The organism is Haliea atlantica (assembly GCF_054779855.1).
This window is the reverse complement of the sequence record NZ_BAAGXL010000020.1, coordinates 1-23,732: the sequence shown is the minus strand read 5'-3', so window position 1 is coordinate 23,732 and position 23,732 is coordinate 1. Positions and strand designations below refer to the sequence as shown.

Here is a 23,732-nt window from a genome sequence, read left to right as displayed (position 1 = left end):
CACCCACACCAACGCGGGCACTCCGGCTAGGACCATCACTGCCACGGCCGGCCTTCGGCGGACTCTGCAATCGGCTTCGATTCTCTGCTCAGCATGACGTCGTCTCGGCGCCCACCCGCGTCGAGCGGTGCCGGGCTATGCCCATTGCGCAATGCAGGGCGTCGGTGAGTCTCCGATCTGCCCGGGCACTCACGCTCTCACCTGCGCTACCCACCACCACCGCCCATCACCCGTACCTTCGACAGGCCGCGGCACCCACTCCCAACAACGCCACCGCAACATGCGCCCATTAACCACCCCGCAGGCCCACGCACCGCATGCGCCCGAAATGGAGCAAGGGGCATAGCCCGGCACCGCGCGACGCAGCGGTCGCAAGACCGCAAGACTGCAGCCGCCAGAGCGTGGACCTGGGCAGTTGTGGGGCCTGACCGCCACCACCACACCTGCTAGACTCTACGACCCGACAACCCAGGCAGTACCCCCGTGACGCAACTCAATCCCCGCCAGCGCGAGGCCGTCCGCTACATCGATGGCCCCCTCCTGGTGCTGGCCGGTGCCGGCAGCGGCAAGACCAGTGTGATTACCCGCAAGATCACCTACCTGGTGGAGCAGTGCGGCATCCAGGCGAAGTGGATTGCCGCGGTGACCTTTACCAACAAGGCCGCCCGGGAAATGAAAGAACGGGTGGGCAAGCTGCTGGGCGGCCAGGCCGCCGATGGGCTTACGGTGAGTACCTTCCACCAGCTGGGTCTGCGCATCATCCGCGAGGAACTCAAGACTCTGGAGATGAAGGCAGGCTTTACCATTTTTGACGCCGAGGACAGCCGCAAGCTGATCCACGACCTGCTGGTACAGGAGCACGGCGCCGAGGGCGACCAGGCCGGGCTGATCCAGCAGCGCATCTCCAACTGGAAAAACGACCGCCTGCTGCCGGAGCAGGCCCTGGCCACGGCAACCAGTCCCGCGGACATCCTGGTGGCACAGGCCTACCAGCGCTACCGCCGCGCCCTGCGTGCCTTCAATGCCCTGGACTTTGACGACCTGATCCTGCTGCCGACCCTGCTCTTCGAGCACCACCCCGAGATTCTGGAGAAGTGGCAGAACCGCATTCACTACCTGCTGGTGGACGAGTACCAGGACACTAACGCCAGCCAGTACCTGCTGGTGCGCCAGCTGGTCGGACTGCGCGGCGGGCTGACGGTGGTGGGGGACGACGACCAGTCGATCTACGCCTGGCGCGGCGCGCGCCCGGAAAACCTGGTACAGCTGCAGGAGGACTTCCCCGGACTCAAGATCATCAAACTGGAACAGAACTACCGTTCCACCGCCCGCATCCTGAAGGCGGCCAACACCCTGATCGCCAACAACCCCCACGTCTTTGACAAGCAGCTCTGGAGTGAGCTGGGGCACGGCGAGCCCCTGCGGGTGCTGCGTTGCGTCGACGAGCAGGACGAGGTGGAGCGGGTCGCCGGGGAAATCATGGGTCACCGACTACGCCAGCGCAAACGCTGGGGTGACTACGCGGTGCTCTACCGGGGCAACCACCAGTCGCGCCTGCTGGAGGTGGCGCTGCAGCAGAACCAGGTGCCCTACCATCTCAGTGGCGGCACCTCGTTCTTCGCCCGCAACGAGATCAAGGACATTCTCGCCTACCTGCGCCTGCTGGTGAACGAGAGCGATGACAACGCCTTCCTGCGCATCGTCAATGTGCCCCGGCGCAAACTGGGCGCTTCCACCCTGGAGGCCCTGGGCAGTTTCGCCAACGCCCGCCACTGCAGCCTCAGCCAGGCCTGCCACTTGATTGGCCCCGACGAACTGCCGGAAGCCAGCCTGCGCCGCCTGCGGGAATTCCACGGCTGGTTTCATAACCTGCGCCGCGAAGCCGAGGGCGCCAGCGGTGTCGCCGTGGTGCGTCAGCTGATCCAGGACATCGACTACGCCGACTGGTTGCTGCAACTCAGCTCCAGCGAGGAAGTGGCCCAGCGGCGCATGGGCAACGTCAACGTGCTGGTGGAGAGCCTGGAGCGGGTCATGCGGGACGAGGAAATGAACCTGCAGGAGGCCATCAACCGCTTGTTACTGCGCGATTTGCTGGAGCAGCAGCAGGAGGAAGAGGCCAGCCAGGACCGGGTCCAGCTGATGACCATGCACGCGGCCAAGGGCCTGGAATTTCCCCACGTCTACATCATTGGCATGGAGGAAAACCTCCTCCCCCACCGGGTCAGCGTGGAGGAGGACAACATCGAGGAGGAGCGGCGCCTGGCCTACGTCGGCATCACCCGGGCCCGGGAGACCCTGACCATGACCCACGCCCTGAAACGCCGCCAGTACGGCGAGATGGTCAGCTGCGAACCGAGCCGCTTCCTTTCGGAACTGCCCCCGGATGACCTGATGTGGGAGGGTGGCGACGCGCAGACTGAAGCCGACCGGCTCAAGCACGCGAGCGCCACCCTGAGCAGCCTCAAGTCACTGTTCGCCTGAGGCCTACATCCGCTGGGAGGAGATGTTGCCGCCGTCTACCACCAGTTCAGAGGCGGTGACATAACTGGCCTCACTGGAGAGCAGGAAGCGCACCGCGCTGCCGATTTCCCGGGGCTCCCCCAGACGGCCCAGCAGGACACGGCGCTCAAAGGTGCCGGGCGGCAGGGCGTCTACCGACTTCTGCATCATGGGTGTGAGGATTTGCCCGGGTGAAACCGAATTGATGCGAATGCCATCATTGCCGAGGTCATCCGCCAGGGAGCGCACCACCGACAGCATGCCGCCCTTGGAGGCGGTGTAGGACGGAATCAGGGCGTTGCCCAGGGTACCGTTGATCGAGGCAATGCCCACCACGGCGGAACCGGGATTGGCACGCAGATCCGGCAGCAGTGCCTGGACACCCAGCACCAAGGCCCGCAGGTTGATATTCAGTACCCGATCCCAGTCTTCCACCACGGTGGCCCCCACCGGCTGCTCCTGCACCACACCGGCGGCGTGCACAAAACCGCCAATGTTCGGCAGCTTCTCGCGGGCCACCTGGGCCGCGGCTTCGATGGCGGCCGGGTCGGCAACGTCCACCACCTGCCCCACGGCGACCACGCCATAGTCGGCGGCAAGCTTTGCCGCCAGGCTTTCCACCGCCTCGGCCTGGATATCCCAGAGGGCGACCGGCCGACCGACCGCGGCGAGTGCCTCGGCGCAGGCGCGCCCGATACCCGACGCCCCTCCGGTAATCACGACGCCCGTGCCGGGCTTGCCCAGATCTGCTTGCATACTGCTCTACTCCTGTCAGTCAGTGTCAGTGGTTTTTCTTGCCCAGCACCCGCGCCATGTCGTCTTCGCCAAACATCTGCGCCAGCGCCGGGGTCATATCCGGATGACGGCGCAGGCACTGCCCACCATCCACGTTGAAGCATTGCCCGGTAACCCAGGCGGATTCGGGACCGGCGAGATAGCGCACCCCGTCGGCGATGTCCTCGGGCTCCCCCGCGCGATGCAGGGGAATCTGCTCGTGGAAGGCGGCCATGACCTCGGGACTGGCAAACATGTCGCCGGTGGCATCGCTGCGCGTCAGGCCCGGCCGGATGGCATTGATGCGAATACCCAGGTGGGACAATTCATCGGCCGCGGAACGCACCAGCGCCTCGAGACCCGCCTTGCCGGCGCAGTAGCCCGACAACCAGGGAAAGGGCATCGCCGCGGTGGTGGAAGAAATACAGACGATACTGCCGCCCTCCGCCATGCGCGGCGCGGCATGTCGAATGGCCAGGAAGGCCGAGGAAATATTCAGGTCCAGCTCCCGCCGCAAACCCTCCAGGTCCTGCAGCAACAGGGGCTTGAAGCCGCCACCACCCACCGTGGGCACCACGATATCCAGGCGCCCCGCGATGGCGTGGGTGGCCGCCACTGCCGCCTGCACATCCGACTCGTCGAGGGCATCCCCGGCCAGGATCTCCACCCGGCCCTCCGGTACCGCCTGCAACAGGCTGTCACGGGCCTTCTGCAGCAGCGCCTCGCGGCGGCCGGTCAACAGCAGCGCCGCGCCGTCCCGCAGCAGGGCCAGCGCACAGGCAGCGCCGATACCCCCCGCTCCACCACTGATCCACGCGGTCTTTCCCGCCAGCGCCTGATTCCCCTGAGTCATGCGTCCTGCCTCCCTGTTATATCGATTTATCAGGCCAGCTTAACCCGCGCACAAACACGATGCGCCCTGCATCTGGATGATTCGGGCCGGAAAGGCAGCGCAGTCGGTTTTATCAGCCCAGGCCGGTGACCGAGCGCAGCACCAGGCTCACCAGGGCCGACTGCTGATTGACGCCGGTTTTCTGGAAGGTGGTGCGCAACTGGGTGCGCAGGGTGTTGCGGGACACACAGAGATGTTCGGCGATTTCGTCCAGGTTCATGCCGTTGGCCAGGGCCAGGGCCAGGCGGGCTTCACTGGGGGTCAGCGCGAACAGCTGCTCCAGCAGGTCCTTGTGGCCGGCATCCAGGGGGTCGGGAATGCGGATATAGACCACAGCCCGGGCCGCGTGCTCATCGCCGCGGAACTCCGGGGCCAGGGCATCCTCGGCAGCGGGGGACAGGGGCTTCACCAGCAGGTGCAGGCCGCTCTCCTGACCCGGGCGCGGCAGGCTGATGGCCCGCGCCAGGCTGGTGTTACTCTCTCCTGCGGCGCAGCAGGCAACCAGCAAGGCCTGCAGATCCCGGTTGTCAGCGCGGCTGGTGGCTACCAGCCCCCCCTGGATTTCCCGCAGACCATCGCCGCGCTCCAGCAAGTGGTGGGCTACCGGGTTGCTGTAGACCACCCGGCACTGGCGGTCGAGCAGAATGGTCCCCATCTCCAGGTGACCGGTGATGCTCTCGAACAGGCTGTGCTCCGACACCCGCTCCCGGTCCCGCTGGACCGCCCGCAGCACCTGCCGCAAATGCGGCTCCAGCAGGGCAAACAGGGCTTTCTCGTCCTCGCCAAAACGCGGTGCCTGCTCACTGCGCTGCACGCGAAGCAGCAGCGCCACGCGCCCCTGGTCGTGGATATCCAGGCCCAGCACCTGGGCGACATCGAAGGGCCGCAGGAAATCGCGGTAAAAGGCCGTTTCCCGCAGGGCCGCCATGGGCAGCATGTCCTCGAGCGTGACCGGCGTCCCGTCGGGCAGGTTGACGAAGGGATCGAGGGCCGAATACTCCTCGGCGTAGCGACGCAGATTCATGCCCTCGAGGTCATCCCCGGTGAAGAAGGTGGCGCCGGGGTGCTCCGGATTGGGACGGCAAAACCCCAGCGCCACCAGGCGCCCGCCGGTCAGTGTCCGCAACTGCTCCAGGAAGCGCTGCCAGGGAGGCGTTTCAAAGTGTCCCGAGTACAGGGCTTCCAGCAGGCTGCTGAAAGCTGCCAGGTCGAGGTCCGGTATTGCGCGCGACATCAGTTCAGCAATTGCCTCTCACAAGCCCCGCGGGCGCACCCACAGTTCGGGCGTCCCCCGCAGTACCGCACCGGAGAAACGCACACTGTGCGCCGGGTCCAGGCACATGCCGGGAAAGCGCGCCAGAACGCCCTTGAGGGCTGCCTCCAGTTCGCGCCGGGCCAGGTGGGAGCCGAGACAAAAGTGCTCGCCGTGGCCGAAGGCCAGGTTGCGGTTGTCGCGGTCCGGGTCAAAGCGGCGCGGGTTTGCAAAGACCTCGGGGTCACTGTTGGCCGCGGTGATCCCGAACAGGATCCATTCCCCGGCGGCAATCGGCACGTCCGCCAGCAGCGTGCTTTTGCTGCAGCGCCGTGGCAGCAGGGCCGTGGGCGGCTGCCAGCGCAGGGCCTCCTGCACGATGGCCTGACGATCGGCGTCGCTGCCGAGGGCACGCTCGCGCAGGGCAGGGTCGGCGAGGACAGCATAGAACAAGCTGCCGGCCACCTTGTAGGTGGTGTCCGAGCCCGCCGGAAACAGCAGGCGCAGGAAGGCGTAGATTTCCTCGTCGCTCAGGCGCTGCCCTTCGTGCTCCGCCGCAGCCAGCAGGGATATGACGTCCTGCCCGGGCTCCCGGCGACGCTGCGCCACGATCGGCTGCATGTACTCAGCAAATTCCTGCCGTGCCTGCAGGGCCCCGGCCGGGTCCCAGGGGTAGTCAATCAGCTTCAGGGCCCAGTGCAGGAAACGCCCTTCGTCATCCACCGGGATACCCAGCATGCGGGTAATGACCGTGAAGGGATAGGGGCGCGTGAAAGCCTCGACAAACTCGACGCTGTCGGCGCTGGCGTCGCCCGCCACGCGGCGCGCGTCCATGCCGGCTTCCAGGCGATCCAGCAATTCATCCACGATCGGCTCGATCAGCGGTTCGATCGCCTCGCGCACCGGTTTGGGGAAAAAGGGACGCGACACCAGGGCGCGGTTGACCCGGTGCTGATCGCCGGACATGCACTGCAGAGTCTTGCCCATGGAAGGCTCGGAATGCACCGTGTAGGCCGCCTCGGAGGCGAAGTGTTCCTCGTCGGCGAAGGCTTCGCGCAGGGTCGCATAGCGGGTGATCAGCCAGACCGTCTGACCGAAGTAGCGCACCGGCACCACGGGCCCCCGCGCGCGCAGCTGGTCGAGCACCGCGTGCAGGTCGGGCACCTCATCCAGGGCAAAATCAATCCCGGCGGCCAGCGGCTGGCGTTGGACCGCCGAGGCGGAGATGGCATCGGATACTGTCATTATTATGGCCTCCCGAAGCGTCAGTCGGATGCCGGGCGCGCCGCGTCCGGCGTGGCAAGCCCGAGGCGGCGCTTCACCCGCTCCCGGCTGCCCTGCACAATGGCATAGAACCCGGGGATAAAGAAGGTTCCCACCAGCAGTGCCGCCAGCATGCCGCCGAGAATGGTCAGGCCCAGTGAACGCTGGCCGAAGGCCCCGGCACCACTGGCAAACACCAGGGGCAGTATCCCGAGAATAAACGAAACCGCGGTCATGCACACGGCCCGGAAACGCAGCTCCCCGGCGCGCTGGGCCGATTCGCGCACGCCGCGTCCGCGCTCCTCCCGCAATTGGCGGGCGAACTCGACAATCAGGATGGCATTCTTGGCCGCCATAGCAATCAGCAGGACCAGCCCGATCTGCGCATACAGGTTGAGCGCCTGCCCCGTGAGCAAGAGCCCCGCCACGACACCGCCGATGGCCATGGGCACCACCAGGATGATGGCGAAGGGCACCGACCAGCTCTCGTACTGCGCGACCAGGAACAGGTAGACGAAGACCAGGGCGAGCAGGAAGGCCGCCACCGCGGTGCCACCCGCCTCGCGCTGCTGGTAGGCCGAGCCGGTCCACTCGATGCGGTAACCCGCGGGCAGCCCCGCGGCCACCGCCTCGAAGGCCGCCATGGCCTCACCGGTGCTGGCACCCCCGGCGGGATTGCCGCGCACGGTGGCGGCACTGAACAGATTGTAGCGCTGGGTGATATCCGGCCCCAGCATCAGGCGTGTGCTGACCAGGGTGCTGAGCGGCACCATGTCCCCACTACTGGATTTCAGATAGAAGTGCTCCAGGCCCTCGAGATCGGCACGGAAAGGCGCCTCGGCCTGGACCGTCACCCGGTAGGTCTGGCCGAACTTATTGAAATCGTTGACGTAGAGGGAGCCCAGCTGGGCCTGCAGGGTCAGGAAGATCTCGTCCAGGGGGACGCCCAGGTTCTTGGCCTTCACCCGGTCGACGTCGACAAAATACTGCGGCACGTTGGCCCGGTAGGTGCTGAACACCGACTCCAGGGCCGGCTGCTGGTTACTTGCCACGATGAACTGGTTGAGCACGGCGGCCAGCTCCGAGGGGCCCCGGGACAGGGTGTCTTGCAACAGCAGCTCGAGGCCGCCCACGGCGCCCATGCCCGGGATGGCCGGCGGCGCCACGGCGAAGACCTGGGCCTCGGGAATCTCGTGGAAGGCGCGGTAATTCAAACGCTGGACCACATTAAACACCAGCGCCTCGCGGGAGGTCCGCGCATCCCAGGGCTCCAGCACCACGAACAGCGAGCCGGCATTGCTGGCCATGGCACCATTGAGGATGGAGAAACCCGAGACCTGGGTCACGTTGCGTACGGCCGGGTCCTCGGCGACCAGCGCCGCCACCTTGCGCACAGCTTCCCGGGTACGCAACAGGGAGGCGGCATCCGGCAGCTGGATGTTGACGAAAAACACCCCCTTGTCCTCATCCGGCACCAGGGCCGTGGGGGTCTGCCAGAGCCCGAGGCCGAGCGCCCCCATCCAGGCGATAAAAATCACCCCGACCACCACCAGGCGCCGCAGTACCCAGGCCACGCCGCGGCTGTAGCCCGCGGTCACGCGGCCAAACCAGCCGAGAAAGGCCCGGTACCAGCTCATGTCCTTGAGGCCACCGCGACGCAACAACAGGGCGCACAGGGCGGGGCTCAAAGTCAGCGCATTCAGGGAGGAAAAGACCACGGCAATGCAGATAGTCACGCCGAACTGTCGGTACATCTCTCCGGTAATGCCCGGCAACAGGGCCACCGGCACAAACACCGCCAGCAACACCAGCGTAGTCGCAACGATGGCGCCCCCCACCTCGCGCATGGTAATCCGCGCGGCTTCCGCCGGCTCCATCTCCGGGTCCTCGCGCAAGTGCCGGTCGCAGTTCTCGATCACCAGAATGGCATCGTCCACCACGATGCCAATGGCCAGGATCAGGGCAAACAGCGTCATGGTGTTGATGCTGAGGCCAAGGGCATAGAGCACCGTAAAGGTCGCCACCAGGGACACCGGAATGGTCACCGCCGGCACCAGGGTCGCGCGAACGCTGCCGAGGAATACGTAGGTGATCAGGATCACCAGGGCCACCGCCGCGAACAACGAGCCCACCACCTGCTGCACCGCGGCCTCCACATAGCGGGTGGTGTCGAAGTTGACCTGGTGCTCCATGTCCCCCGGGAAGCTGTCGGCCAGCTCATCCAGCAGGGTATCCACTTCGCGGCTGACCTCCAGGGCATTGGCCTCGGCACTGCGGTAAAGGGCGACATTCACCGCCGGCCGACCATTCAGCTCGCCGAAGAAGGCATAGCTGGACTGACCCAGCTCCACCCGGGCCACGTCCCTGAGCAAGAGGGTCGAGCCGTCCGGCTGGGCCCGCAGGATAATGTTCTCGAACTCCTCCACGTCCTGCAGGCGACCCTTCACCCGCAGGGTGAACTCGGTGGCCAGGTCTTCGTCGAAGGGCGGGCCGCCGATCTTGCCCGCCGCCACCTGCACATTCTGCTCCCGCAGGGCGGCGACGACATCACTCACCGAGATGCCGCGGTTGGTCATGCGATCGGGGTCCAGCCACAGCCGCATTGCGTAGTCCGCTTGACCAATCACGTCCGCACCGGAGATGCCCGGCAGGCGAATGAGTGCCGGTTGCACATTGATGGTCACGTAGTTGGACAGGAACTTGTAATCCAGCGCCCCGCCCGGCGAGGTGAAGCTGACAATCTTGAGGATGTCCGGGGAGCGCTCGACGATATTTACCCCACTGGCGGTCACCTCCGCGGGCAGGGTACGCTCCGCCAGCTTGACCCGGTTCTGCACCCGCACCAGGGCCATGTCCGGGTCGGCACCCACCTTGAAGGTAACACTGAGGGAGTAACTGCCGTCATTGGCGCTCTTGGAGGACATGTAGATCATGTCCTCGACCCCGTTCACCGCATCCTCGATCGGCGTGCCCACCGAGGCCTCCACCACCTCCGCGGAGGCCCCCGGGTACTGGGCACTGACCACGATATTGGGCGGCGACAGCGGCGGGTACTCATTCACTGGCAGCAGGCGCAGGGCCAGCAGACCGAGCAGGGTGAGCACCAGGGAGATGACCAGCGCAAATCGCGGCCGGCGAATGAAGAAGGCACTGAACATGGTGCTTTACTCCCCGTCGCCGGCGCGGGGGGGAGCCTCTACGGCCTCGGCCGATGCGGCAGGCGCCCGGTCGGTCGCGGACAGGTCGGCCGTCACCCGCACCGGCATGCCCGGTCGCACCTGCTGCAGCCCGCGCACCACCACGCGGTCGCCAGCCTCAAGCCCGCCCAGTACCATCACTGCGTCCTCGATACGCTCGCCCAGCTCGAGATTGCGCCGCTCGACCGTACTGTCGCCATCGACCACCAGCACGAAGCTGCCCTGCTGATCCGCCTGGACCGCCGCCAGGGGGACAAAGAGGGCTTCGTCCAGTTCGGTGTCCTGCAGGGTCACGCGCACATACTGCCCGGGTACCAGCAGGCCATAGGGATTGGGAATACGCGCCCGGGCTTCCATGGAGCCGGTATTGGGGTCGATGCGATTGCCGAAGTAATCCACCTTGCCCACCTCGGGGTAGGTGATGCCATTGCCCAGCTCGAGGATCACTTCGATCCCGCGCAGGTCGCTGGCACTGGGGTTGGCACTGACCCGCTTGCGGACTTCCGCGACATAGGTCGCCTCGGGCACCTGGAACAACACTTCGATGGGGTCGACGCTCACCAGCGTGCTCAGGTCGCCACTGCTGGGGCCGACCAGGTCGCCGGGGCTGACCTGGCTGCGCCCGATGCGGCCGCTGATCGGCGCCTTGATCGTGGTGAAACCGAGGTTCACCTCGGCGCTTTCCACTTGCGCCAGGGCCGCCTCGATGCGGGCATCGGCATCCAGCTTCTGGGCGGTGAGGTTGTCCATTTCCAGCTGGGAAATCGCGCCCCGGGGCAGCAGCTCCTTGCCACGGCGGTAGTTGCGCTCGGCATTGGCCTGATTGGCCTTGGCCGCGGAGAGCTCTGCCCGCGCCTTGGCCAGGGCGGCTGCATATTCGGAGGGGTCGATGGTGTAGAGCACCTCGCCCGCCTCGACCAGCTCGCCCTCGGTGAACTCCCGGGTCAGCAGATAGCCACTGACCTTGGCCCTCAGGGTCACATCCTCCTTGGCCACCAGGCGTCCGACGAATACGGACTTGGGCTGGTAGGGCTCCAAACGCACCGTATCCACGACGACCTGGGGTACCGGCGGCGGGGGCGGGTCCTCGGAGCAGGCAAACAGCCCCAGCACGGTGACCGATGCGGCCAGAATCCACAGCAGATGCTTCATGCGCCCATTCCCTCGACTCCGCACGTTCGTTGCCGCCACTTTACCAGTCACGGCGCTACGCGCCATGCCTGGCGCACACAAAAAAGCCGCCCGGCTTGCGCGGGGCGGCTTTCGCGGCGGCGATGCTGCCCGCTCTTACTGGCTGTTCTCCACCATGAAGTCGACAGCGGCCATGACTTCCTCATCGGAGCAGTTCATGCAACCGCCCTTGGCCATCATGCCGGTGCCGGGAACCCCCTTGATACCGGACTCGTGCAGCGCGTCCATGCCCTTGGCGATACGATCGGCCCAGGCAGCCGCGTCACCCACGACCGGAGCGCCGCCCGCGCCCGTGGCGTGACAGGCCATGCAAGCCGCATTGTAGACTTCTTCACCGGAGCGGGCCTCGGCGGCGCCACCGGCGGCGGAGGCCACGGCGCAGCTGCTGTCGCCCTGCAGACACACCTCGCCTACCGGCTTGATGCGCGAGGCGATTTCGTCGCGCTGCTTGTCGCTGAGTTGTACTGCGCCGGCCGCCATGGCCGCACAGAGGGTCAAAACCGTGATTACCAATCGAGTCATTTGCGGGGATCCTCCAGATGCAGGGGCGGCATTATAGCCGCTTCTGCTCTCGGGTGAAACGCAGACTGGCGGCGCGGCCGGCTTTGCCCGTAACATGGGGTAAAAACCTATCGGAGGCACCTTGCGATGAAGCTCTATACCTACGATCCGGCCCCCAACCCCAAACGCCTGCAGATGTTTCTCGACTACAAGGGCATCCAGCTCGACACCGAGCAGGTCGACCTGCTGAAGCAGGCCCAGTTCGAGGAGCCCTTCCGCAAGATCAATCCGATGTGCACGGTACCGGCGTTGGTGCTCGATGACGGCACCGTGCTGACCGAGGTCATCGGTGCCTGTGTCTACCTGGAAGAGCTCTACCCGGACCCGCCCCTGTTGGGCACCAGCCCCCTGGAAAAGGCCCAGATCATCAGCTGGAACCACCGTCTCTACAACAGCCTGTTCCACGCCATTGCCGAGGTTTTCCGCAACGGCAACCCGGCCTTTGCCGGTCGCGCCCTGCCCGGCTCCCTCAACCTGGAGCAGATTCCCGAGCTGGTCGAGCGCGGTCGGGTGCGCATGGAGGCCGCCTGGCGCATGGTCGACCGCGCCCTGGCCAAGAACGCCTTCCTGGCCGGGCCGGCCTTCAGCTTTGCCGACATCGACCTGCTGGCCTGCGTGGAGTTTGCCGCCTGGATCAAGAGTGGCGTGCCCGAAGAGTGCAGCCACATCCACGCCTGGCTGCCCCGGGCGAAGGCCGCCCTGGCGGCGGGCGCCAACCAGTAACGGGAGCCGGTCGCGGCGCTTGCTGCAGCTCAGAAATAGCGCGCCAGCTGCAAGAACAGCTGCTCACCCTGGCTGGCGCGCAGACCACCTGGCAGGCGCGGCCCACCGTACTCCGTGCCCGCCGGCCCCAGCGGCAAGCTCAGGGCGGCCAGCAACTCCCAGTCCTGGGCCAGGCTCCAGCGCAGCCCGAGCTGCAGCAGCGCGGACGAGTCCTCCAGATTGGCCAGCAACAGGGGCGTGAACTGCAACAGCGGTGTCAACTCCACCCCCAGGGAGCCCGCCAGGTAGTGGCGCCCGAGGCTGAACAGCTCCCCGCGCACGAGTCGCTCGCGCAGCGGTTCTGCTGTCGCGGGACAGGCGCCGTCGACGTCTAACGCCACTGACCCCGCCAGCAGGCAGTCATAGTCCGCGGCATCGAGACCGTGGCCATTGTAGAAATACTCCAGGGTGCCCAGGGTGTTGTGCTCGCCCCACTGCCAGGAGCCGCTGAGATTGAGGACCAGGCTGGGCACCCAGCCCTCTGCCGTGGTATCGGCCAATATCAGGTCGCCGCGCAATACCGTGCCGCCCAGGGAGCGACTGCCCCCGGCCACCAGGAGGGTTTCGTCGAAATGCCGCGCCAGCAGCAGGTCCAGCTCCGAAAGGGTGCCGAAGTGGTGCCACTTCAGAGCCGATGAACGCACGTCCTCGCTGCGCCTGCCCGCTGCATCGCGCCGGACCACATGCACCGCCTGCCAGTCACTGCCGTCGGCCTGCAGGTACTGGGCGTAGAACATGTCGTCGCCAGGCTTGTACTGGGTATCCACCGCGGTGGGGTCGAAGGGGTTGAATACGTCCGCGGGGTTGAAGATCAAGCCATTGCCCCAGCTCAGGGCCTGCCGCCCAACACGGACAACCAGACGCTCGCTGCGCCAGCCGAGGGTCAGGCGATCGAGGCGATGGACACTGCCACCCCGCGGGCGCGCCTGCAGGGTATCGCTGAGTGTCCAGGCTCGCCGGTCGTCGCCGGGCAAACCTGCGGATTCGCCTGGGGAGTCCCCGCCAACGGCCTCATGCAGTGCCGCCGGCCCCGCAGCCAGGTCACTGTCCCGCCACAGCAACTGGTAATCCGCCTGCAGCTCCCAGGCCCCGTGCCTGAGCCCGCCGCGCAGGCGCAGGTCCGCGGCATGGCGCTGGGGATGGGCACCCGCGGCCTCCCGCCAGAGACTGTCTGCCGGCACCCCGTACAGGGTCTCCGCCAGCTTTAGGTGCCCGCCGCGCCAGTCGGGCTCGAGTGCTGCCGCAGGCATGCTGCTCAGAATTGCCAGGCCGAGCGACACCAGGCCTGACGATGCCAGAATCCGCAGGCCCCGAGGGGGCCGGCCTCGCGGCATGCGCCCGGAGCGTCCCCCCGCACCCTGGAGCCCGTGCACCCTCACGCCGACTCCGGTGCGCAGGGCTCCTGGACCCGGTCCGCCACAATGCGACCGTCTTCCATGTTGACCCGGCGTGCCGCGAAGGCCATCACCCGGGGATCGTGGGTGGCCATCACGAAGGTCACCCCGTGCTCGCGGTTGAGGGTCTGGAACAGGGCCATCAGGCGGGCCGCGCTGTGGCTGTCGAGATTGGCCGTGGGTTCGTCCGCCAGCACCAGGCGCGGCCGGCTGACAATGGCCCGGGCCACGGCCACCCGCTGCTGCTGACCGCCGGACATGGCGGTGGGGCGGCGGTCCGCCAGCCCCTCCAGTCCCACCTCCGCCAGGATGGCCAGGCTGCGCCGGTGTCGCTCGGCGGCGGGCACACCCTGTACCTGCATGACAAACTCGATGTTTTCCCGCGCGGAGAGCACCGGCACCAGGTTGTAGGCCTGGAACACAAAACCGATCTCCCTGAGCCGCAGATCCGCCAGCTCTCCCCGCGGCAGGCAGTCGATACGCCGGCCGCCGAAGGTGATGCTGCCGCTGTCCGGGCGATCCAGCCCTCCCAGGGCATTGAGCAGGGTGGTCTTGCCGGAGCCGGAGGGCCCCGAGAGGCAAAGGAACTCGCCGCTGTCGATATCGATTGTCACTCTGTCCAGGCCGGTGATGCGCTCCTCCCCCTGACGGAAGGTCTTGCACAGTTCGCGGCAGCGGATATCACTCATCAGAAAGCTCCTTCAATCGCGGGCCAGGGCCACCACCGGGGCCAGGCGGGAGGCTCGCCAGGCCGGCAGCAGGCTGGCGAGCAGACCCAGACCCACCACCACCGCGCTGGCCATCGCCATATCGCGCGGCTCCAGCAGTGGATAGAGGGTAGTGCCCATCGCCATCATCTCCAGCCCGGCAGCCACCGCCGACAGGTCCAGGCCGTCCCGCAGCAGCCACAGGGTCGCCAGCGCCAGGGCGTTGCCCAGCGCCAGCCCGAGCAACAGAAGCCAGAAACTCTCCATCAGGATCAGCAGCAGGATCAGCCCGGGGCGCATGCCCAGGGCCTGGATCAGCCCCAGCTCCCGGGTGCGCTCGAACACCGCCATCACCAGGGTATTGACCAGGCCAAACGACAGCACCAGGAAAACCACCAGGATGAACACCAGCGCGTAGCCGTCCTGCAGACCCAGCATACTGGCGAGAAAGGGGCTCAGGGCCTGCCAGGGCTGCACCGAGAGCGAGGCCCCGGCGGCCCGCCGGATGTCCGGCAACCAGGCCACCACCCGCCGGTAGTCGGGGCCGTTCATGGCCACCTCTGTGACTTCCCCCTCGACCCCCAGCAGAGCCTGCAGGCTGTCGCGCCCGGTGTAGGCAAAACGCTCCTCGTCGCCCTCCAGGCGCCCGCGGTAAATCCCCACCACCCGCGCGCCGCGGTCGGCGACATCGTTGTCGGGGTCCTGGCTCATCAGCACCACCCGACGCCCCACCGTGGTTTCCAGGCGTTGGGCCAGGCTCTCCCCCAGCACCACCCCTGCATCCGCAGGCCCCTGCAGAGCGCGACCCGCCACCAGTTCCCCGGGCAGGCTGCCGAGGGCGGCTTCCGCGGCCGGGTCCACGCCCAGCAGGGTCACACCGCGGCTGGCGTATTCGCTGGCCACCACCGCGGGCACCCGCAGCCTCGCCGCCCAGGCGGTCACGGGCGGCTGCTCCAGGGCCGCCAGCAGCTCGCCGCCGGGTTCCGCGAAGCGGTTGACCACACTGGGGTCGCGAACGAAATCCGGGTGGTGGATCTGCGCGTGTCCGGGCAGCGTGGCCAGGCCGGTCTGCACCATCTGGTCGATCATGCCGCGCATCATCGCAGTCATGAAGATCATCGCCCACGCGCCCAGGGCAATGGCCGAGAGCATCACCAGGGTGCGGCGGTGGTTGCGCCACAGGTTGCGCCAGGCCAGCGTGAGCAGGGAGGGCAGCAGCCGGAGCGAAGTGGCGATACGCATCAGACGGCCCGCATCGCCGCCACTGGCTGCAGTCGGTACAGCCGCAGGGCCGGGTAAAGGGCCGCCAGCAGCGCCCCCACAAACACCACGCCCGGCCCCACCAGCAGCGCCGCCGCGCCGGGACGGGGGTAGAGCCGCGCCGGCAGGTTGAACTGCTGTGCCACCTCCTCCATGCCCGGGTAGGTGAAACCCCAGCGCGCCAGCGCCAGGGTCAGAACCGTGCCAAAGAGGATGCCCAGCACCAGGCCCAGGCCGCCGAGCAGGGCCGTCTCCATCGCCACCAGCCGCGCCAACCGACCCGGCCCCAGGCCCAGGGCCAGCATCACGCCGAACTCCCGGGTGCGCTCCAGCACCGACATCAGCTGCGTATTGAGCACACTGAAGGCCACCAGCAGCACCAGCACCCCGTATAGGAACCAGGCGCTGACCATGTCGGTGCGGATGGCCTGGCGCAACCCCGGCTGCAACTGGTCCCAGTCGAGGACCACCAGTTCGCCCCCGGCGGGCAGCAGGGCCTCGACGCGGGCCTTCGCCGCGGGGACCGCCTCGAGGTGGGGCAGGCGCAGCACCAGGGCGTGGGCGTGGTCACCCATGGCGAACACCGACTGGAACCAGGCCAGGTCCACCTGGGCCAGGGCCCGGTCCAGCTCGGCAATGCCCGAATCCACCACCCCGACCAGTCGCGCCACCGCGGCGGCCATGGAACCGTCGCGGCCGCTGCCCAGCAGCACCACTTCATCCCCGGGCCGCGCCTGCAGGTTGCGCGCCAGCAGGCGACCCACCACGATCTCCTCGCCTTCCCCGCGCAGGTAGCGGCCCTCCGCCAGCATTCCCGGCAGCGTGGAGACCCCGGGCTCCCGTGACGCCTGCACCCCCTGTAGCTGGATGCCGAAGGAGCGGGACTCGCTGGAGGCCAGGGCAAAGGCCGTGCCGCGCACACCGACCCGGGCCTCCGGCATGGCCTGGCGCAGGGTCTGTGCCAGCGCCGCGGCCGCGGGCACCGAATCGCGGATGCGCTGGTCCTCCTGGAAACCCTCGCGCTGCACCTGCAGGTGGCCGGTCACCGGCCCCAGGCTGCCCTCGATCATCACGTCGTAGGAGCCCAACTGCAGGCCGATCAGGAAAATCAGCAGCACATTGCAGACCACCATGGCGGACACTGTCAGCCAGGTGCGGCGGCGGTGTCGCCAGAGGTTGCGCCAGGCCAGCCGCCAGGTCAGGTTCACTGCCGCGGGTTCCGCAGACTGGAGAGGGTAAAGAGGCTGTCGGACAGGGCGATATCGAAGTCCACATCCCGGGTATGCAGCTCCGTCCATTCCCCCGGTCGATCCACCCGCCCCATGCGCATTACCGCGGCCACCGGGCGGCCATCCATCACCCGGATATCCCGGGACACCAGCGTCTTCACCAGCGCCCCCGCCTGGTCGTAGAAGCGGTGCTCCAGGAGCACCCAGTCGGCGCGTATCCGCAGCACTTCGCGCCCCCAGACCACCGCGGCTTCCTCGTGGGGCACCGACTCGATCACGTAGACCCTCTGCCCCTCGTGACGCTCCTGGTCCAGCAGGCGGTGATCGTACTCGTCCACCAGCGCGGCATCCTTGCTGACATCCTTGTTGCTGAAGTCCGAACCCATCCAGTTCTGATTCATCATCGAGGAGGGAATCTTGATCACCCGGTTAATGCCCGGGCTCCAGGTCCACATGCTGCCTTCGACCGTCAGGGTGGCGTTGCCGGCATCCCGGGCCGGGGCGGTGACCCGCACCAGGGTGTGGTCGTCGCCGCGGGTCCAGGCGTCAAGGCTCAGGCTGCGCTCCCAGTCCGGGCGGTGGATAGTCATGGTCATTCGGGCGCGGGAGCTGAGGCCGCGATAGTGGTCCATGGCGCGGCGGACAATATCGGCGGCGTCGAGCTCGGTCGCAACGGGCTGCGCGCCGGTATTGGCCGGCACCGCCGCTGACGCGGACCCGGTGCCCGTGGCGTCGTCGCGGCGCGCCGAGGCTTCTTCTTCGGGCGCGCCAACTGCCGGCCCCGCAAGCGACACCAGCAAGAACAGAAGGCCTGGCCATTTTGGACAAACGCGCATGAACTCCCCCGCACTACCCGGACCGGGGGTGCGCAAGGACCCAGCTGTCCAGGTTTGATGACGACGTGGCCCCCTACTTTACGCTATAACAGGCCCATGGCCACACTGCGACCACACACCCTCCACCGCCTGCTTTTGCTCGCACCGCTGCTGCTGATACTGGCTGCCTGCGGAGACAGTGGCCCCGAAAGCGCCCTGGCGGACTACGCGGCGCGCCTGGCGCGCCCACTCGACCGCGAGGTGCCCGCCCCCGAACCCGCCGCACCGCCTCGCCCGCCCCGGGTCGGCAAGCTGCAACTCGCCCTGGAAGACGACAGTCTCGGCACGCTGGATTTCCTCTCCCTGACCGGTTGCGAGGTCCAGGTCACCATCGGCAAACGCAACAGCAGCCTGGGGCGCATGGCCGCGCCCTCCCAGCGCCTGCTGCTGGATCTCGAATACCTGCGCCTGGCTCCCGCCTGCATCCGCCATCTGCGCGGCAACGACCGCGACGAACTGGCGAACACCCTGGCCGCCGCCCACGCCCTCAAGCAACGGCAACTGCCGGCGCGGATCTTCAACGCCACCCTGGGCAGCGAGGAGTACCGCGAGTTATGGCACCTACCCAACCACCTGGGCGACTACCCGGCGCAGACGGGCAGCGCCGTGACCACCGCTTTGGAAGCCATCAACAGCAGTGCCCGGCGCTGGCTCGCCGGGGATTTTCGTGCCAATGGCAAGGCCTTCGAACTGCAGCTATCCGAAGTCACCCGGGGCGATGGCGGGGCCCTGCTCAAGGCCCTGGGCCTGCAGGCACGCTGGCTGGAAGCGGCGAATGCCGTGCTGCGGCAGGATCAAGCCCCCCTGTGCGCTGGCCCCATACGCCACCGCGCCGCCGACATCCTGCCCAATGTCGTCAGCCGCTACTTCGCCGAAGGCATCCAGGCCTGGTCGGCGGACCTGGCGCGGCGAGAGCAGGCGCTGCTGCCCCCCTTGCGTGAACTGGAGAAAATCCTGGGCCCCGTGCTGTCAGAGAGCTATCTGGCCTGGCGGGAGAGCCGCGACCGGCACCTGGCGCGGTGGTCCAAGGCCCCGCGCCGCCACGTAGAGGTGGTACAGACACTACTTGAGCCCTGCGGGGGCCTGCCGCGGGCCTGAGCGCTGCCTGCCGACCGCGCCAGGCCGCCCGTGGAACCCGACAGGGCCCCGCGCGGTCTCAGCAGACAGGGATCGGGCGCCTTGCCCGAGTGACAAGGGAGAACCCCATGCAACTATTCGGAATACACCGCCACCTGGGCCGCCTGATGCTTGCGCTGGGTGCGGGCCTGTTGATCACCGCCTGCGCCACCACCCTGCGGCCGGACGTGGACTACAAGCCCGACTACGACTTCAGCCAGGTGCAGACCGTTGGCTTCTACGCCGAGTCCGGCACAGTCAAGGGCGACAATCCGCTGCAGCTCAGCGACATGCAGGTGGAGCGCATCGATACCGCCATCCGCAATGCCCTGACCGCCAAGGGCCTGCGCTTCACCGAGGACGCCGCGGAGGCCGACCTGCTGGTGAGCTGGCACCTGGTTACGCAGTTCAAGACCGAGGTAGACAGTTACGACACGGGGGTCTCCCTCGGCTGGTACCACGGTTACAACCGTTATAGCCTGTACAACTGCTGGGGCTGCATCGGGCCGCGCACCGAGGTCATTTCCCGCAACTACACCGACGGTACCTTTATCGTGGACATGATCGACCCGGCGCTGGAGCGCTCGGTCTGGCGCGGTGTGGTCAACTCTCGGCTCAGCGGCAAGCAGGTCAAGGACCAGGCGAGTGCCAACGCCGCCGCCGAGGCTATTTTTGCAGCATTTCCGCCAGGCGCAGCCGCAGGGACATCCCCGGACCCGTCGTGATGCCGCTGGTCATGGAGCGGATCTCGCCGCGGTACACCACCGCCAGCGTCGGCGTCGCCCGCACCCCCCAGGGGGCACTGACATGTCCCCCGGGGTCGTTAACGGTGCGGAATGCCAACGCATGCTCGGCCAGGTAGGCGGCCACCTCCTCCGGCCCCCCGGAACGCAGGGCCACAGTCACCACGAGGTGGTCCGTGGCCAGGTCGTTCACCGCGGGTGATACCAGCCGACAGACCGGACACCAGGTGGCCCAGAAGTAGACCAGCACCGGCTGCCCGGCACTGAGGGCGCCCAGGTCCACAGTGCGCCCCTGCAGGTCCTGCAGCAACTGGAGCGGCGCCTGATCGGGAGCATCGCGATGGCGCCACTGGTCAATCACCAGCGGCACCGTGGCCAGGGCCAGTAACCAGAGCAGCGCGCTCTGCCAGGCAGGTAGCCAGCGGGGAGGGGAGCCGCTCATGCTTGCACCGCCGCACCCAATCTCGCAGCACGGACACCGCACCAGAGGGCTAGCGCCAGCACGCCCAGTACCAGAGCCCCCAGCAACACAAATAACGCTGCCTGCATGATTACCTCTCCCGGATTCCGCTCTGTCTGAGTGTACCCTCGCGGATAAGTTCACGCTGCGGCATCTGGAGTGGACCCGGGGAAAGGGCCGGACTATGGTAGGAAGCTGAGACCCGTCCCTGAGGTGGCCCACATGCCGCTACGCAATGCACTGACTTTGACTGGACTGTGCGCCCTGCTCACTGCCTGTGCAGGCTCAGGCGAATACGCGGCCCTGCGGGAAGGCGCCGCCAACTATCAGGTCAACCGCGAGGCGCTGGAGCAGACATTGCGGGAATACCGCGCACGGAGCAAAACCTACACCGTGATCATCGACGGTGAACAGCACCGTGTTCGCGTGCCCAGAGACTAAGCCGCACAGATACAAGCCGGGAGCACTGCGAGCATGAGCAGACACCACCACGACCCCGATGGCACCCGCCTGCCGATCAAGCTGGACAGTACCTCCAACGGCGAGTTCGCGCCCATTCCCCTGGCGCCGATCCACCACCGCGCCAAGCACCTGGCCCTGGAAACCGCCGACCGCAACGCCCGCCGCAGCGGCCTGGGGCGCCGAGACTTCCTGGTCAGCGCCTGCGGTGCCGCCAGTACCCTGCTCGCCTTCAACCAGGCCTACGCCAGCCAGGGCGCCCGCGGCGGCTTTTTCGAACTGGATGCCGAGGCCGGGCTGGACCCGCAGCTGGCCAGCGCCAGCCTGGAGGGCAAGGAGTTCATCTTCGATGTCCAGGGCCACTTCGTGAACCCCACCGGCGCCTGGACCAAAAAACTGCCCGACGACGCCCGCCCCCTCTCCGGCTTCCCCCAGAGCGAATGCCCAGCCGGTGAAGGTCCCGGGCGGGCCTACCTGGACTGCTTCAATTCGAAGCAGTTTATCCAAGACGTGTTCATGGACTCCGACACCGACCTGATGGTGCTGTCCTTCGTTCCCTCCCGCTCCGACGCCGAGCCATTGACCATCGAGGAAGCCGCCGCCACCGCCGAGCTGGTCGAGGAAATGGAAGGCACCCACCGCCTGCTGCTCCACGGCCGGGTCAACCCCAACCAGCCGGGCGACCTGGAGACCATGGATGCCCTCGCCGAGCACTGGAAGGTCAGTGCCTGGAAGACCTACACCCAGTGGGGACCGGACGGCCAGGGCTTCTGGCTGGACGACGAGGACACCGGCATTCCCTTCCTGGAAAAGGCCCGCGCCCTGGGGGTGAAGATCGTCGCCGTGCACAAGGGTCTGCCCTTTGGCGATGAATCCTACCAGCACTCCACCTGCGCCGACATCGGCCGCGTGGCCCGGCGCTACCCGGACATCAGCTTCCTGGTCTATCACTCCGGCTACGTGGCCGGCAGCAGCGAAGGCCCCTACGACCCCAACCGCTTCGACGGCGTCGACTCCCTGGTGAAGTCCCTGTTGGAGAACGACATCGCCCCCAACAGCAACGTCTACGCCGAACTGGGCAGCACCTGGCGCTACCTGATGCGCGACCCGGACAGCGCGGCCCACACCCTGGGCAAGCTGCTGGAATACGTCGGCGAGGACAACGTGTTGTGGGGCACCGACTCCATCTGGTACGGCTCCCCCCAGGACCAGATCCAGGCCTTCCGCAGCTTCCAGATCGCCGAGCCCCTGCGGGAAATGTACGGCTATCCGAAAATGACCCCGGAGCTGCGCGCCAAGGTCTTCGGGCTGAATGCCCTGAAGCCTTACGGGGACAAGGTGGCCGACCTGTTGCCACAGTTCGGGGTGGACCGGGTGGCGGCGAACCGCCTGGCCTACCGGGAGCGGCCTGACCCGCATTTCCGGACCTATGGGCCGAAGACAAGAAGGGAGTTTGTGAATTTGCTGCGGTGGCAGGGTGGGTGAGCGACGCGCCTAGCTTAGTACCTGGCGCGGAATTGCTCCGCCATCAACCCGAGTCGCTCCATGATGGCCGAGTTGCGGGCCTTCTGATGTGCCTCGGGTGAGAGTATTGCCATTAGCAGGTAACAGTGTTCGTCCAGCTGTCCCGTGCAGTACACGAGGTGATGATCGCTGGTCTTTCGAAATGGCGGAGCCTCGCGCTCCCAGGGTTTTCCAGGGTCAAACAGGTGCAAGTGTCGCACCTGATGGAAGAGAACCTTCCTCGGGGTATTGGCATGATCATACGCAACGTCACGCCCAAAGTTGGGACGAAAATCACCGCCGACATAGGCCTTGAAGTCGTTGACCAGCTGCTGTCTCTCTAGCTCGGAGAGAGCTTCACGCAACGCGGGCGATGTAAAAACCCTGATCACTGCTCCTCAAACTCCGCCAAGCGCTCCTCGTTCAGACCCAGCAAGACCTCGGCACTGCTCTCGCTGATCTGGCGCAGGCGATCCGCAGAGGGCCTGAACTCCGCTCTGAGCGAAGGGTCAGCTCGCTCGGCAGCTTCCACCAGCCGAGCAAACACCTCAGCGTTAACGATGTACCCAGCTGTCTCGTTGTGCGAGAGAATGGCAACAGGCCGCTTCTTCTCGAGGATTCTTGTGATCTGCGAGCGCAGACTGGTTACCGAGATGGTTTCCTCGGCGTAGATTTGGTGTGTGCTCATTCTGCCATGCCTCTTGAGAGGTAACACTAAAATGCAACGATTTTATAACATATTCATGTACAGTATTCATCCATCGTTAGTGATGCCTCAACTTCTGAGCTCTGAGTGGCACATTGGGCACTTTGCGCCCTCAGGCCTCCAGGCGGTAGTGACACGGCACTATTGAGGGGGGTGACGGGCTCTGCTATGATTCGCGCCCTTGCCCGCTATGCTTTGTATGGCGGACAGGGCAAGCCACCTTGCGTGGCATCCTACCTATATCCGCCCGTAGCTCAGCTGGATAGAGCGCTGCCCTCCGGAGGCAGAGGTCAGAGGTTCGAATCCTCTCGGGCGGGCCATTTCTCCTGCAATATCAATCACTTAACGGAACACCCTCCTCGCCAAACTGTGGACACAACCTGGACACAGAAATCAGGCATAAAGCCACCAATGACCGTTGGCCAAAGCCCCTTTTGACAGTGAAAATCGGGCCCTTTTGGGCTCTGTGTCCAAAATGTGTCCACCGTGTGTCCACGGCTTTTTGCCGAGCCTGCAGAGGTGGGTGGTTTTGACTGTTGGTCCAGACTGGACACATGAGGCAGAGCCCCATGCAAACTTGGCGATTCTGGCGGGAGGCAGAAAATTACCGCACTAATCCAAGTTGACGCTTAAAATCCACGTTTCGCGACATAAGCAACTCTAGAATCAGCAGAGCAAACCTCCGGTTGGTCTCCTCACTATCCAGCACCGGCACCGACAACTTCTCGTTGTCCCCAATAGCATCCAGCACGGCATCAGTCACGGCCTTCGGGAACAGGCCGTGCATCACCTTCTCGGTGGAATGGCCGCGAATCTGGGCCATGACCTCCCGGGTTCGACAGTTGGTGCCCAAAATTGCTCATTTTCGAGGGGTCGGGTCTAATAAAAT

General features: G+C 66.4%; 22 protein-coding genes and 1 tRNA gene. 7 read left to right on the top strand and 16 right to left on the bottom strand.

The features are described 5' to 3' along the window. The first annotated feature begins 483 nt into the window (after positions 1–483). The gene (gene rep, locus ACYVGS_RS13930) at positions 484–2,481 is read left to right on the top strand and encodes a DNA helicase Rep (RefSeq protein WP_460589284.1); all 1,998 of its coding nucleotides are present in this window, start codon (positions 484–486) and stop codon (positions 2,479–2,481) included. A gap of 3 nt (positions 2,482–2,484) precedes the next feature. Here the strand turns inward: rep and ACYVGS_RS13925 are convergent, their stop codons facing one another. The 7 genes from ACYVGS_RS13925 to ACYVGS_RS13895 form a co-directional block, all read right to left on the bottom strand. After that, positions 2,485–3,255 (bottom strand): SDR family NAD(P)-dependent oxidoreductase, encoded by a 771-nt coding sequence (locus ACYVGS_RS13925; RefSeq protein WP_460589283.1) that lies wholly within the window; start codon positions 3,253–3,255, stop codon positions 2,485–2,487. A gap of 25 nt (positions 3,256–3,280) precedes the next feature. Next, positions 3,281–4,126: an SDR family NAD(P)-dependent oxidoreductase gene (locus ACYVGS_RS13920; RefSeq protein ID WP_460589282.1), complete on the bottom strand. Its 846-nt coding sequence runs from the start codon at positions 4,124–4,126 to the stop codon at positions 3,281–3,283. A 112-nt stretch (positions 4,127–4,238) separates the two neighbouring features. Then, positions 4,239–5,399 carry a helix-turn-helix transcriptional regulator gene (locus tag ACYVGS_RS13915; protein ID WP_460589281.1) on the bottom strand — a complete coding sequence of 387 codons (1,161 nt, stop codon included), beginning with the start codon at positions 5,397–5,399 and terminating at the stop codon, positions 4,239–4,241. 18 nt (positions 5,400–5,417) lie between these two features. After that, positions 5,418–6,662 (bottom strand): cytochrome P450, encoded by a 1,245-nt coding sequence (locus tag ACYVGS_RS13910; RefSeq protein WP_460589280.1) that lies wholly within the window; start codon positions 6,660–6,662, stop codon positions 5,418–5,420. Positions 6,663–6,682: 20 nt separating this feature from the next. Next, positions 6,683–9,838 carry an efflux RND transporter permease subunit gene (locus tag ACYVGS_RS13905; protein ID WP_460589279.1) on the bottom strand — a complete coding sequence of 1,052 codons (3,156 nt, stop codon included), beginning with the start codon at positions 9,836–9,838 and terminating at the stop codon, positions 6,683–6,685. A gap of 6 nt (positions 9,839–9,844) precedes the next feature. Then, positions 9,845–11,029: an efflux RND transporter periplasmic adaptor subunit gene (locus ACYVGS_RS13900; protein WP_460589278.1), complete on the bottom strand. Its 1,185-nt coding sequence runs from the start codon at positions 11,027–11,029 to the stop codon at positions 9,845–9,847. Between the two features lie 135 nt (positions 11,030–11,164). Continuing rightward, on the bottom strand, positions 11,165–11,590 hold the full coding sequence (locus tag ACYVGS_RS13895) for a c-type cytochrome (RefSeq protein WP_460589277.1): 426 nt from the start codon (positions 11,588–11,590) through the stop codon (positions 11,165–11,167). Between the two features lie 126 nt (positions 11,591–11,716). Between ACYVGS_RS13895 and ACYVGS_RS13890 the strand changes: the two genes are divergently transcribed. Next, positions 11,717–12,352: a glutathione S-transferase family protein gene (locus ACYVGS_RS13890; RefSeq protein ID WP_460589276.1), complete on the top strand. Its 636-nt coding sequence runs from the start codon at positions 11,717–11,719 to the stop codon at positions 12,350–12,352. A gap of 29 nt (positions 12,353–12,381) precedes the next feature. On the opposite strand, the gene ACYVGS_RS13885 is transcribed toward ACYVGS_RS13890, so the two are convergent. From ACYVGS_RS13885 to ACYVGS_RS13865, 5 genes are all read right to left on the bottom strand, one after another. Then, the gene (locus ACYVGS_RS13885) at positions 12,382–13,641 is read right to left on the bottom strand and encodes a hypothetical protein (RefSeq protein ID WP_460589275.1); all 1,260 of its coding nucleotides are present in this window, start codon (positions 13,639–13,641) and stop codon (positions 12,382–12,384) included. 125 nt (positions 13,642–13,766) lie between these two features. Next, the gene (locus ACYVGS_RS13880; RefSeq protein WP_460589274.1) at positions 13,767–14,474 is read right to left on the bottom strand and encodes an ABC transporter ATP-binding protein; all 708 of its coding nucleotides are present in this window, start codon (positions 14,472–14,474) and stop codon (positions 13,767–13,769) included. A 12-nt stretch (positions 14,475–14,486) separates the two neighbouring features. After that, positions 14,487–15,734: an ABC transporter permease gene (locus ACYVGS_RS13875; RefSeq protein WP_460589273.1), complete on the bottom strand. Its 1,248-nt coding sequence runs from the start codon at positions 15,732–15,734 to the stop codon at positions 14,487–14,489. Continuing rightward, the gene (locus ACYVGS_RS13870) at positions 15,734–16,960 is read right to left on the bottom strand and encodes an FtsX-like permease family protein (RefSeq protein WP_460589272.1); all 1,227 of its coding nucleotides are present in this window, start codon (positions 16,958–16,960) and stop codon (positions 15,734–15,736) included. The genes ACYVGS_RS13875 and ACYVGS_RS13870 overlap by 1 nt, the downstream gene beginning before the upstream one ends. Beyond that, a complete protein-coding gene (locus ACYVGS_RS13865; RefSeq protein ID WP_460589285.1) occupies positions 16,957–17,775 on the bottom strand; it encodes an outer membrane lipoprotein-sorting protein in 819 nt (272 codons plus the stop codon). The genes ACYVGS_RS13870 and ACYVGS_RS13865 overlap by 4 nt, the downstream gene beginning before the upstream one ends. Positions 17,776–17,913: 138 nt before the next feature. Between ACYVGS_RS13865 and ACYVGS_RS13860 the strand changes: the two genes are divergently transcribed. Both ACYVGS_RS13860 and ACYVGS_RS13855 read left to right on the top strand, forming a co-directional pair. After that, positions 17,914–18,954, top strand: coding sequence for a DUF3080 family protein (locus ACYVGS_RS13860; RefSeq protein ID WP_460589271.1), 1,041 nt, complete (start codon positions 17,914–17,916; stop codon positions 18,952–18,954). Between the two features lie 107 nt (positions 18,955–19,061). After that, positions 19,062–19,697, top strand: coding sequence for a DUF4136 domain-containing protein (locus ACYVGS_RS13855; RefSeq protein ID WP_460589270.1), 636 nt, complete (start codon positions 19,062–19,064; stop codon positions 19,695–19,697). Here the strand turns inward: ACYVGS_RS13855 and ACYVGS_RS13850 are convergent. Further along, complete coding sequence (locus tag ACYVGS_RS13850) at positions 19,639–20,157, bottom strand: protein disulfide oxidoreductase (RefSeq protein ID WP_460589269.1); 519 nt, start codon at positions 20,155–20,157, stop codon at positions 19,639–19,641. The two genes, ACYVGS_RS13855 and ACYVGS_RS13850, sit on opposite strands and share 59 nt — an antisense overlap. A gap of 240 nt (positions 20,158–20,397) precedes the next feature. On the opposite strand from ACYVGS_RS13850, the gene ACYVGS_RS13845 reads away from it, so the two are divergent. Together ACYVGS_RS13845 and ACYVGS_RS13840 are read left to right on the top strand one after the other, a co-directional pair. Next, complete coding sequence (locus ACYVGS_RS13845) at positions 20,398–20,616, top strand: hypothetical protein (protein ID WP_460589268.1); 219 nt, start codon at positions 20,398–20,400, stop codon at positions 20,614–20,616. A gap of 33 nt (positions 20,617–20,649) precedes the next feature. Further along, positions 20,650–22,119, top strand: coding sequence for an amidohydrolase family protein (locus ACYVGS_RS13840; protein WP_460589267.1), 1,470 nt, complete (start codon positions 20,650–20,652; stop codon positions 22,117–22,119). A 14-nt stretch (positions 22,120–22,133) separates the two neighbouring features. Here ACYVGS_RS13840 and ACYVGS_RS13835 read toward each other — a convergent pair whose 3' ends face one another. Together ACYVGS_RS13835 and ACYVGS_RS13830 are read right to left on the bottom strand one after the other, a co-directional pair. Beyond that, on the bottom strand, positions 22,134–22,529 hold the full coding sequence (locus ACYVGS_RS13835) for a type II toxin-antitoxin system YafO family toxin (RefSeq protein WP_460589266.1): 396 nt from the start codon (positions 22,527–22,529) through the stop codon (positions 22,134–22,136). Then, on the bottom strand, positions 22,526–22,825 hold the full coding sequence (locus ACYVGS_RS13830; protein ID WP_460589265.1) for a type II toxin-antitoxin system Phd/YefM family antitoxin: 300 nt from the start codon (positions 22,823–22,825) through the stop codon (positions 22,526–22,528). The genes ACYVGS_RS13835 and ACYVGS_RS13830 overlap by 4 nt, the downstream gene beginning before the upstream one ends. A 261-nt stretch (positions 22,826–23,086) precedes the next feature. Between ACYVGS_RS13830 and ACYVGS_RS13825 the strand changes: the two genes are divergently transcribed. Next, positions 23,087–23,163: transfer RNA gene (locus tag ACYVGS_RS13825), tRNA-Arg, on the top strand. Between the two features lie 284 nt (positions 23,164–23,447). Here the strand turns inward: ACYVGS_RS13825 and ACYVGS_RS13820 are convergent. Continuing rightward, complete coding sequence (locus ACYVGS_RS13820; RefSeq protein ID WP_460589264.1) at positions 23,448–23,666, bottom strand: hypothetical protein; 219 nt, start codon at positions 23,664–23,666, stop codon at positions 23,448–23,450. Positions 23,667–23,732: the final 66 nt, after the last annotated feature.

Bases quoted from the DNA above. Each gene is read 5' to 3' on its own strand.
- ACYVGS_RS13925 (WP_460589283.1), bottom strand. From the start codon at position 3,255: ATGCAAGCAGATCTGGGCAAGCCCGGCACGGGCGTCGTGATTACCGGA.
- ACYVGS_RS13920 (WP_460589282.1), bottom strand. From the start codon at position 4,126: ATGACTCAGGGGAATCAGGCGCTGGCGGGAAAGACCGCGTGGATCAGT.
- ACYVGS_RS13915 (WP_460589281.1), bottom strand. From the start codon at position 5,399: ATGTCGCGCGCAATACCGGACCTCGACCTGGCAGCTTTCAGCAGCCTG.
- ACYVGS_RS13910 (WP_460589280.1), bottom strand. From the start codon at position 6,662: ATGACAGTATCCGATGCCATCTCCGCCTCGGCGGTCCAACGCCAGCCG.
- ACYVGS_RS13905 (WP_460589279.1), bottom strand. From the start codon at position 9,838: ATGTTCAGTGCCTTCTTCATTCGCCGGCCGCGATTTGCGCTGGTCATC.
- ACYVGS_RS13900 (WP_460589278.1), bottom strand. From the start codon at position 11,029: ATGAAGCATCTGCTGTGGATTCTGGCCGCATCGGTCACCGTGCTGGGG.
- ACYVGS_RS13895 (WP_460589277.1), bottom strand. From the start codon at position 11,590: ATGACTCGATTGGTAATCACGGTTTTGACCCTCTGTGCGGCCATGGCG.
- ACYVGS_RS13890 (WP_460589276.1), top strand. From the start codon at position 11,717: ATGAAGCTCTATACCTACGATCCGGCCCCCAACCCCAAACGCCTGCAG.
- ACYVGS_RS13885 (WP_460589275.1), bottom strand. From the start codon at position 13,641: ATGCCTGCGGCAGCACTCGAGCCCGACTGGCGCGGCGGGCACCTAAAG.
- ACYVGS_RS13880 (WP_460589274.1), bottom strand. From the start codon at position 14,474: ATGAGTGATATCCGCTGCCGCGAACTGTGCAAGACCTTCCGTCAGGGG.
- ACYVGS_RS13875 (WP_460589273.1), bottom strand. From the start codon at position 15,734: ATGCGTATCGCCACTTCGCTCCGGCTGCTGCCCTCCCTGCTCACGCTG.
- ACYVGS_RS13860 (WP_460589271.1), top strand. From the start codon at position 17,914: ATGGCCACACTGCGACCACACACCCTCCACCGCCTGCTTTTGCTCGCA.
- ACYVGS_RS13855 (WP_460589270.1), top strand. From the start codon at position 19,062: ATGCAACTATTCGGAATACACCGCCACCTGGGCCGCCTGATGCTTGCG.
- ACYVGS_RS13850 (WP_460589269.1), bottom strand. From the start codon at position 20,157: ATGAGCGGCTCCCCTCCCCGCTGGCTACCTGCCTGGCAGAGCGCGCTG.
- ACYVGS_RS13845 (WP_460589268.1), top strand. From the start codon at position 20,398: ATGCCGCTACGCAATGCACTGACTTTGACTGGACTGTGCGCCCTGCTC.
- ACYVGS_RS13840 (WP_460589267.1), top strand. From the start codon at position 20,650: ATGAGCAGACACCACCACGACCCCGATGGCACCCGCCTGCCGATCAAG.
- ACYVGS_RS13830 (WP_460589265.1), bottom strand. From the start codon at position 22,825: ATGAGCACACACCAAATCTACGCCGAGGAAACCATCTCGGTAACCAGT.
- ACYVGS_RS13820 (WP_460589264.1), bottom strand. From the start codon at position 23,666: ATGGCCCAGATTCGCGGCCATTCCACCGAGAAGGTGATGCACGGCCTG.